The 8,362-nt window shown below is 62.7% G+C and carries 11 protein-coding genes; 4 read left to right on the plus strand and 7 right to left on the minus strand.

Translation table 11 applies throughout. The features are described from left to right. Window positions 1-291 precede the first annotated feature (291 nt). From DEVEQU_RS19230 to DEVEQU_RS19240, 3 genes are all read left to right on the plus strand, one after another. Complete coding sequence (locus DEVEQU_RS19230; protein ID WP_126152236.1) at window positions 292-678, plus strand: NADH:ubiquinone oxidoreductase subunit NDUFA12; 387 nt, start codon at window positions 292-294, stop codon at window positions 676-678. 94 nt (window positions 679-772) lie between these two features. Beyond that, complete coding sequence (locus tag DEVEQU_RS19235; RefSeq protein WP_386849517.1) at window positions 773-1,117, plus strand: DUF2155 domain-containing protein; 345 nt, start codon at window positions 773-775, stop codon at window positions 1,115-1,117. A gap of 88 nt (window positions 1,118-1,205) precedes the next feature. Continuing rightward, window positions 1,206-1,700: a GyrI-like domain-containing protein gene (locus DEVEQU_RS19240; protein WP_126152228.1), complete on the plus strand. Its 495-nt coding sequence runs from the start codon at window positions 1,206-1,208 to the stop codon at window positions 1,698-1,700. Between the two features lie 10 nt (window positions 1,701-1,710). Here the strand turns inward: DEVEQU_RS19240 and DEVEQU_RS19245 are convergent, their stop codons facing one another. The 7 genes from DEVEQU_RS19245 to DEVEQU_RS19275 all read right to left on the minus strand — a co-directional run bounded on the left by DEVEQU_RS19245 (window position 1,711) and on the right by DEVEQU_RS19275 (window position 6,840). Further along, window positions 1,711-2,487 (minus strand): APH(3') family aminoglycoside O-phosphotransferase, encoded by a 777-nt coding sequence (locus DEVEQU_RS19245; protein ID WP_126152229.1) that lies wholly within the window; start codon window positions 2,485-2,487, stop codon window positions 1,711-1,713. Beyond that, window positions 2,484-3,119 (minus strand): leucyl/phenylalanyl-tRNA--protein transferase, encoded by a 636-nt coding sequence (gene aat, locus DEVEQU_RS19250; RefSeq protein WP_126152230.1) that lies wholly within the window; start codon window positions 3,117-3,119, stop codon window positions 2,484-2,486. Before aat ends, DEVEQU_RS19245 begins: the two co-directional genes overlap by 4 nt. A 9-nt stretch (window positions 3,120-3,128) precedes the next feature. Beyond that, window positions 3,129-3,518 (minus strand): DUF4431 domain-containing protein, encoded by a 390-nt coding sequence (locus tag DEVEQU_RS19255; RefSeq protein ID WP_126152231.1) that lies wholly within the window; start codon window positions 3,516-3,518, stop codon window positions 3,129-3,131. 20 nt (window positions 3,519-3,538) lie between these two features. Then, a complete protein-coding gene (gene accC, locus DEVEQU_RS19260; RefSeq protein WP_126152232.1) occupies window positions 3,539-4,885 on the minus strand; it encodes an acetyl-CoA carboxylase biotin carboxylase subunit in 1,347 nt (448 codons plus the stop codon). A gap of 12 nt (window positions 4,886-4,897) precedes the next feature. After that, window positions 4,898-5,398 carry an acetyl-CoA carboxylase biotin carboxyl carrier protein gene (accB, locus tag DEVEQU_RS19265; RefSeq protein ID WP_126152233.1) on the minus strand — a complete coding sequence of 167 codons (501 nt, stop codon included), beginning with the start codon at window positions 5,396-5,398 and terminating at the stop codon, window positions 4,898-4,900. Between the two features lie 34 nt (window positions 5,399-5,432). Continuing rightward, entirely contained in the window at window positions 5,433-5,870 is a 438-nt protein-coding gene (aroQ, locus tag DEVEQU_RS19270; protein ID WP_126152234.1) for a type II 3-dehydroquinate dehydratase, read from the minus strand. Between the two features lie 121 nt (window positions 5,871-5,991). Further along, window positions 5,992-6,840 carry a DsbA family protein gene (locus DEVEQU_RS19275; RefSeq protein WP_126152235.1) on the minus strand — a complete coding sequence of 283 codons (849 nt, stop codon included), beginning with the start codon at window positions 6,838-6,840 and terminating at the stop codon, window positions 5,992-5,994. A gap of 153 nt (window positions 6,841-6,993) precedes the next feature. On the opposite strand from DEVEQU_RS19275, the gene DEVEQU_RS19280 reads away from it, so the two are divergent. Next, the gene (locus DEVEQU_RS19280) at window positions 6,994-8,154 is read left to right on the plus strand and encodes a pyridoxal phosphate-dependent aminotransferase (RefSeq protein WP_206437894.1); all 1,161 of its coding nucleotides are present in this window, start codon (window positions 6,994-6,996) and stop codon (window positions 8,152-8,154) included. Window positions 8,155-8,362: the final 208 nt, after the last annotated feature.

An 8,362-nucleotide genomic window follows, 5' to 3' on the forward strand; every position in this document is an offset into this window, starting at 1 on the left:
CCGCATCGCGTTGTGGGCAAGAGTTCGCCAAAACACCCGGTCCGGCTCCCTCCCCCTTGCGGGGAGGGTTGGGGTGGGGGGATGAGAGCCCGGTGCCAATTCGCCATCTGCGATAGACCTGGGCGCTAATGGGAGGCGGGCTGTGCCATGGCGACCGCCGCCGGAGCACTTGGGCGCGGCAATTCACAGCGGGGCGGGCGCGGTTTTGGCTAGGCTCACCCGGCCAGCCATGCTAAACCGCAGGCAATTCGACGCGCATTTATTCGGAATCGTCCCGTGGCCCAATCCGGTATCAAGCAGTTCCTGACCGAAATCCTCTCCTGGTGGGGTGGCAACACCTGGGGTACGCGTCTGTGGATCCGCCGCTTCGGCGCCTATGTCGGCTCGGATGAGTTCGGCAATCGCTACTATTACGACAAGAAGCATGACCGCCGTTATGTGACTTATGCCGGTGGCTATGCTGATGCGTCGGCGATTCCGCCCGGTTGGCATGGCTGGATGCATCACCGCACCGATGTGGTGCCGGCCGAAGCCAAATATGAGCCGCGCGCCTGGGAAAAACCGCACCAGCCGAACCTGACCGGTACGGCAGCCGCTTACCGTCCGGAAGGCAGCCTGCTCAACACCGGCGAGCGTCCGCGCGTGACCGGCGACTACCAGGCTTGGTCCCCCGAATAAGGCCGTGAAGGCATTGTTCCTTCGTCTGTCGCATGCAATGCGGCCGCTCCTGGCAGCGGCCGTTTTGCTCTGCGCATTCGGGCAGGCGCCAGCGATGGCGCAGCCGATTGCCAATCCGGTGGCGACCTTTGCCGGCCTCGACAAGATCACCGGCCGCATTACGCGGTTCGACGTCTATATCAACGAGACGGTGCTGTTCGGGGCGCTCGAGATCACGCCACGGGCCTGCTACAACCGGCCGGCCAATGATACCCTGCAGCGCACGTCGGCCTTTCTCGAGGTCAACCAGATGAGCCTGGACGGCACTGGCACGCGCCTGTTCACCGGCTGGATGTTTGCCGATAGTCCCGCGCTCAACGCTGTGGATCATGCCGTCTATGACGTGTGGCTGATCGAGTGTAAGACCTCGACCAATATCCCGCCGCCGGATCAGCGCTAGTTTTTTTGCAGTTCCTCTGTCGAGATGCGGAAAGCCCGTCCGTCGCAGCTGTGCGGGCGGATGGGCGCACGCGAGCGAGGACAGAACCATGCTGACTTTACCCGAAATCGTCGAACGGTCGGCGCAGGCCTATGCATATGTGACCTTCACCGTGCGGATGGACCAGATGCAGAAACCCGCCAATGAGGGGTTTCCGCTATTGTTCGCGCATCTGGCCAGGCATGGGATCAGGCCGATCGGTCCGGCCTTCTACAATTATCGGCGCATCGACATGGCGGATACGTTGGATGTGGAAGCGGGAATCGCAGTGGCGGCAGTGGGTCCGGAGGAAGATGGTGTGCGGTTCGGCACCTTGCCCGCCGGGCGGTTCGTGACGCTGACCTGGCATGGGCATCCGGACAGGCTGATGATGGTGACCGGCATGCTGATCGGCTGGCTCAAGGAGACCGACACCGCGCTCGACGTGGAGGAACGACCGGATGGCGATCATTTCGCCTGCCGGCTGGAGCTTTACGAGTCCGACCCCGCCGAAGTGCCCGATATGAACGACTGGGTGACGGTGCTGGCGTTCAAGCTGCGTTAGGGTGCTCGGATCAGAAGAGCTCGTCGAGCGTGCAGTAGAAGGTGTATTTGGCTTCGTCCCATTCGGCGCCGTAGGCCTTGAGGAAGGCCGTGACGTGGTCGCGGCCGAGATTGTAGGCAATGCTGCGGCAGGCAATGGCGAGGTCTTGCCAGACATCGGCACGTCCAACGCGGCCGCAATCGATCATGCCGGAGAAACGGCCATCCTCTGCCAGGATATTGGGGGTCGAGGCGTCGCCATGGGTGACGATCATCGGGCCGGTATCGGGGCGGTTGGCGTGTAGCCAATCCAGCACCTCAAGGCCGGTCCAGCCCTTGCGGTCGCTATCGAAATCGTCCTCGTCCACCAGGCCCGCCTGCAAACGCGCTGCGCCTTCGGCCAGGCGAGCATCGATGCCGTGGTCGAAGGGGCAATGGGTCGGGTCAAGCGCATGCATGCGCTTGAGGCCCTGGGCATAGGCACGGACGAAATCGGCGGGGCGATCGGTATAGTGGGTGAGGTCCTGTCCGGGCACGGCGGTCATCAGCAGCCAGGTGCGGGTGGCGGACTGTTCGGCATCGACGACGCGCGGCGCCTTGAACCCCATCTTGGTCAGCCAGTTGAGGCGCTCGATCTCGCCCGGCAGTTCTGCCAGTTCATGACGGGGCTCGGCTTTCAGGAACACGGCATTGCCGTCGCCAAGGGTGATGCGCCAGACGCTGCTGTCGGATTGGCCGATATTGATCTCGGCCCAATCGAGGGTTTCGAGCGGGCCAAAGCTTTCCGGTAGGTCGGCGGGCTTGGTCATTGGTTGCGCTCCCAGGCGTGCCAGTCGGCGTCAAGCGCGGTGGCGCGGGCAAGCTGGTCTTCATAATCGGCGCGGGAAATCTCGATGCCGCCGAGCGAGGCCAGGTGATCGGTGAGGAATTGGGTGTCGAGCAGCACGAAGCCGCCGGTGTTGAGGCGTTCGACCAGATGGGCCATGGCCATTTTGGAGGCGTCGGTGCGACGATGGAACATGGACTCGCCGAAGAAGGCGGCGCCAATGGCGAGGCCGTAGAGGCCGCCGACAAGGTCGCTGCCGTCCCAGACCTCGACTGTGTGGGCCACGCCGCGGCGGAAAAGTTCGCCATAGACAGCGCGAATGGTGGCATTGATCCAGGTCGAGTGCCGATCTTCGCCCACGGTGGCGCAGCCCTCGATGATGCCGTCCCAATCGGTATCGACGCGAATGGCCCAGCCGGATTTGCGCATGGCCTTGCGCAGACTGCGGCTGAGATGAAAGCCATCGAGCGGGATGACGCCGCGTTCTTCCGGGCTCACCCAAAACAGATTTTCGTCGCCCGCATCCTCAGCCATGGGGAAGATGCCGGCGCGATAGGCACGGATGATCAGCTCGGGCGTAATGTCGACGGCGAAGGGATCAGATCGGCGGGCCATAGAGCTAGATTATTGGCAATCGAGAAGCGCTGGTGTGACGTGGTAGCCGGTATGGGCGGAAAACAGCGTTCCGGACACCGTGATGCGCTCGCCTGACTTCAAGCGGGAAATTCGTTTCGGACTGCAGGCCAACTGGACCAGCTCGGTCGATTCAATCGCAGGCTCCTCGGGATCGGAGCCTTCCGAAACGCAAATGGGTGTAGTCAGGTGAAGCAAGAGAGCGGTATAGGCCGCGTCACCGCGTTCAACGCTCTCATATTCGGGCGGGCCGGGATAAATCCCCTCCACCAGAATGCCAGAAAGCTCTGCCGGCTCGCCCCACCTGGCGCATTCTTGCGCCATAGCCGGGGTGGAAAGAACCATGAGGATCGCGGCGCCAAGGACATATTTCAACCTCATCGCCGCGCTCCCTCTTTGCGTCAGGCCCTGTTGTTGGCCAGGAATTTTTCCAGCCAGTGGATGTCGTAATTGCCGGCCAGGATGTCCGGCTCCTTCATCAGGCGCTGGAACAGGGGCAGGGTGGTCTTGACGCCGTCGATGACGAACTCGTCCACGGCGCGGCCCAGGCGTTTCAGGCATTCCTCGCGGGTGCGGCCATAGACGATGAGCTTGCCGATCAGCGAGTCGTAATAGGGCGGGATGCGATAGCCCTGATAGACGGCGGAATCGACGCGCACGCCCACGCCACCGGCGGGGTGATAGAAGGTGATGGTCCCTGGCGAGGGGGCGAAGGTCTGCGGGTCCTCGGCATTGATGCGCACTTCGATGGCATGGCCATAAAAGCTCACCTGGTCCTGTGTCATCGACAGGGCTTCGCCGGAGGCGACGCGGATCTGTTCGTAGACGATGTCGATGCCGGTGATGCGCTCGGTGACCGGGTGCTCCACCTGCAGGCGGGTGTTCATTTCGATGAAATAGAACTCGCCGTTTTCGTAGAGGAACTCGACGGTTCCGGCGCCGGAATATTTGAGTTTGCGCATGGCCGCGGCGCAGATTTCGCCGATGCGATCACGCTCTTCCGGCAGGATCGTCGGACCGCCAGCTTCTTCCCAGACCTTCTGGTGGCGGCGCTGCAGGGAGCAGTCGCGTACGCCCAGATGGACGGCATTGCCCTGACCGTCGCCCAGCACCTGGACTTCGATGTGGCGGGGCTTGCCGAGATACTTTTCCATATAGACGCTGTCATTGCCGAAAGCGGCCTTGGCCTCGGAACGGGCTGTTGACCAGGCCACCAGCAGCTCGGATTCGGAATGCGCGACCTTCATGCCGCGTCCGCCGCCGCCGGCCGTGGCCTTGATCAGCACGGGATAGCCGATGTCGCGGACGGTCTTGAGCGCCTGCTGTTCGGTTTCCACCGCGCCTGCGGAACCGGGAACGACCGGAATGCCAAGCTCGACCGCCGTCTTCTTGGCGGTGATCTTGTCACCCATGATCTCGATATGGTGGGCCGAGGGACCGATGAAGGTCACCTTGTGTTCTTCGAGAATCTTGGCGAAGCGGGCGTTTTCCGAGAGGAAGCCATAGCCCGGATGCACGGCGTCGGCGCCGGTGATCTCACAGGCGGCCAGGATCGAGGGGATGTTGAGGTAGGAGTCCTTGGCGGAATTGGGACCGATGCAGACGCTCTCGTCGGCCAGGCGCACATGCATGGCATTGGCGTCGGCCGTGGAATGCACGGCAACGGTCTGGATACCCATTTCCTTGCAGGCGCGCAGAATGCGCAGGGCGATTTCGCCGCGATTGGCGATCAGGACCTTCTGGAACATGGAACGTCCCCTTTATTCGATGACGACGAGCGGCTCGCCATATTCGACCGGCTGGGCGTCTTCCACCAGAATGCGGGTGACGGTGCCCGAGCGGTGAGCGGGGATCTGGTTCATGGTCTTCATGGCCTCGATGATGAGGACGGTCTGACCTTCGGTGACCTTGGAGCCGACCTCGGCAAAGGCGGGTTTGCCGGGTTCGGGCGAGCGATAGGCGGTGCCGACCATGGGAGAGGTCAGGGTGCCTGGATTGGAGGCCAGGTCTTCAGCCTTGGCGGGGGCTGCGGCCACCGAACCGGCCGGGGCGCTGGGCGCGGGGGCGGCAGGAGCGCCGGCCGGGGGCGCATAATACTGCATGGGCGCGGGCGCATAGGCCGGGGCCTCATTGGGATAGGAGCGGGTGACGCGGACCCGAAGGTCTTCCTGCTCGATCTCGATCTCGGCGAGATTTTCCTTGTTGAGCAATTCGGCAATGGCACGGATCAGGTCCTGATCCACCTGCGATGACTTGGTCATTCTTGTCGGTCTCCCGGCTTCTCGCGTCGAAGCGTTATTTGAGTTTTTGGGCCAAAGCGTGGAGGGCCAGCTTATATCCAAGCGTGCCGAAGCCGCAAATGACGCCGAAGGCAACCGACGACACATAAGAATGGTGCCGGAAGGCTTCGCGCTGATGAATATTGCTGATGTGGACTTCCGCCACCGGCAGGCCCACGGCCCGGAGCGCATCGTGAATGGCTACGGATGTATGCGAATAGGCGCCCGGGTTGATCAGAATGCCATCGGCGGTGCCGAGTGCTTCCTGAATCCAGGTAACCAATTCGCCTTCGAAATTGGACTGGCGGCAATCAACGGTGAGGCCAAATTCCTCGCCGGCTGCCCGGCAGAGCGCTTCGACATCGGACAGCGTTTCCGCGCCATAGATGCCGGGCTCGCGTTTGCCGAGCATGTTGAGGTTCGGGCCGTTGAGGACGAGAACGTGCTTTGCCATGATCCAAGCGTTGTGCACCGGTGATTTCCGGCGATGCAAGGGCGGTTACACGAAATGCACCGAAAACACCAGCCGTGACCGTGCGACGCCGCCCAAACCGGTGGTTTTCTGGTCGGGGTGATCAGCTGCACTGGCTCTCGCCACAGGCCCGCATATTGGCGATGCGGGTGCGCAACTCTTCGACACCGATGGCGCCGGGGATGACCTCGTTGCCGATGATATAGGTCGGCGTGCCGGAAATGCCGAGTGCCTGGGCGATCTCGTAGGAATTCTGGATGGTCTTGGCGACGCTTTCGTCTTTCATCCGCAGCTCGAGATCGACGCTGCTCAGCCCCAGATCGGTGGCTGCTGCAAGGGCCACGGCCTTGTCGACCTTGCCACGGCTGGTGAACAGCGCCTCGTGGAACGTCCAGTAATCGGCATCCGACTGGCCAACCAGCACGCCGACGCGGGCGGCATCGATGGATTCGTTAGACAGGATTGGGAACTCCTTGAGGATGACGCGCAGATTGGTGTCTTCGGCGAGGAGGGCCGCCAGGTCGGGCAGGGCGTTGCGGCAATAGCCGCAATTGTAGTCGAAGAACTCGACCAGGGTGACGTCGCCATTGGGATTGCCGAGGACGATCTGGTCAGGCTGATTGTAGATGGCGTCCTGCATCGAGGCCAGCGCCGTCTGGGTGCGCGACTTTTCCTCGGCGGACAAGGTCTCGTCCAAGGCGATGGACAGGCGCTGCAGAAGCTTTGGGTCGCTCATCAGAAATTTTTCGATCAGCGGATTGAGTTCGGCAGGATCGAGTTGGGCGACGGCTTGCACCGGCTCGGCTTTGGGTTGCTCGGCAAGAACCTGTTCGACAATGGCGCGAACGGCGACGGCATCGGTTTGCGGCTGCGGCTGGTTCAGCTGGGAATATCCAAGGGCGCCAGCCAGGATTCCGGCAATAGCGGCAAGCACGATAGCGATGCGGTTCATCAGGCAGGCTCCGAATGAGTCGTTTCGGTCTTCTAGCAGAGGTGGCCGCAGGTTAGCACCGGCTTATCGGCGCAGCGGCACGGCTGATATCAATTGTTGTTGAGATCGGCGGGGCTTTCGCTGTAGTCCCCAGGGCGACAGACGGAGCTGCATATGACACAGACCTCGCCGGACGGTTTGAGGCCGTTTCTCGCCATGGACATTCTCAAGCGCGCCAAGGTGCTGGAGGGGCAGGGGCGAACCATCTGCCATCTCGAGGTCGGCGAACCCGGCCAGCCGCCGGCGCCGCGCGTGCTCGAAGCGGTCGCGCGGGCTTTGCCGCAGCCGCAGGGCTATACCAATGCCAAGGGACTGACGGCACTGCGCGAAGCGCTGGCACGCTATTATGCGGATCAGCACAGGGTCGCGGTCGATCCGGAAATGATATTGGCGACAATGGGTTCGTCGGCAGGCTTCATCCTGACCTTCCACACTGCCTTCCAGCCCGGAGCGCGGATCGCCATCACTCGGCCGGGCTATCCTGCCTATATCAACACGCTGATCGGGCTCGGCTTCGACTATGCCGAAATCCCGGTGCGAGCGGAGAATAACTGGCATCTGACGGGCGCCGATATCGAGGCGGCGTATCGGGAACAGCCCTTCGAGGGGCTGCTGTTCGCCAGCCCGGCCAATCCCACCGGGGCCGCCGTGGACAGGGCGCAGCTGGCCGTTATCGTCGCCACCTGTGCGCGGCTCGGCGTGCAGTTCATCTCCGACGAGATTTATCATGGGCTGGACTATCGCGGACCATCGGTGAGCGCGCTGGAGCTAACGGGCGATGCCGTGGTCATCAACAGCTTTTCCAAATATTACTGCATGACCGGCTGGCGCATCGGCTGGATGGTGTTGCCGCAACGGCTGATCCGGCGGGCGGAAATCCTGCAGCAAAACCTGTTCATTTCGGCGCCGACGCTGAGCCAAATCGCCGCCACGGTGGCCCTGGGCGAGCGCGACTATGCCGAGGAGCAGAAGGCGAGCTATGCGCGCAACCGCGTGCTGCTGGCCGAGGGGCTGCGGGGGCTGGGATTCGATCTGGCCGAGGCCGGGGACGGAGCTTTTTACGCCTATGCCGGTATCAGCCGCTTTTCCAACGACTCGCTGGCCTTCTGCGAAACCATGCTCGACCAGGCGGGGGTGGCGGCAACGCCGGGCGTGGATTTCGACCGCGTCGGCGGGGATGGCTATGTGCGCTTCAGCTTTGCGGGAAGAAGGCAGACCGTGGAAGAGGCGCTGGAGCGGTTGCAGGGGTTTCTGGGCACCGGCAGGTCGTTTTAGGCGTGATCCACTGCGCGGGCTCACGGCCCCCACCCCGGCCCTCCCGCCAGGGGGAGTGTTTAGTTTGGGCGCGTCGATAACCAGTGTCAGGGCTCCTTCGCCTCCCCCCCCGTGAGGGGAGGGAATTAGGGTGGGGTGCTGAACCAAAGGAGCATCCGTTGGCTGATGGGATTTTTCTGAACCTGCCGCACCCCCCCCAAACCACCCC

It is taken from the genome of Devosia equisanguinis (assembly GCF_900631955.1).
Classification (GTDB): domain Bacteria; phylum Pseudomonadota; class Alphaproteobacteria; order Rhizobiales; family Devosiaceae; genus Devosia; species Devosia equisanguinis.

Coding starts and splice junctions, on each gene's coding strand:
- DEVEQU_RS19235 (WP_386849517.1), top strand. CDS start 773: ATGGCGCAGCCGATTGCCAATCCGGTGGCGACCTTTGCCGGCCTCGAC.
- DEVEQU_RS19240 (WP_126152228.1), top strand. CDS start 1,206: ATGCTGACTTTACCCGAAATCGTCGAACGGTCGGCGCAGGCCTATGCA.
- DEVEQU_RS19245 (WP_126152229.1), bottom strand. CDS start 2,487: ATGACCAAGCCCGCCGACCTACCGGAAAGCTTTGGCCCGCTCGAAACC.
- aat (WP_126152230.1), bottom strand. CDS start 3,119: ATGGCCCGCCGATCTGATCCCTTCGCCGTCGACATTACGCCCGAGCTG.
- DEVEQU_RS19255 (WP_126152231.1), bottom strand. CDS start 3,518: ATGAGGTTGAAATATGTCCTTGGCGCCGCGATCCTCATGGTTCTTTCC.
- accC (WP_126152232.1), bottom strand. CDS start 4,885: ATGTTCCAGAAGGTCCTGATCGCCAATCGCGGCGAAATCGCCCTGCGC.
- accB (WP_126152233.1), bottom strand. CDS start 5,398: ATGACCAAGTCATCGCAGGTGGATCAGGACCTGATCCGTGCCATTGCC.
- aroQ (WP_126152234.1), bottom strand. CDS start 5,870: ATGGCAAAGCACGTTCTCGTCCTCAACGGCCCGAACCTCAACATGCTC.
- DEVEQU_RS19275 (WP_126152235.1), bottom strand. CDS start 6,840: ATGAACCGCATCGCTATCGTGCTTGCCGCTATTGCCGGAATCCTGGCT.
- DEVEQU_RS19280 (WP_206437894.1), top strand. CDS start 6,994: ATGACACAGACCTCGCCGGACGGTTTGAGGCCGTTTCTCGCCATGGAC.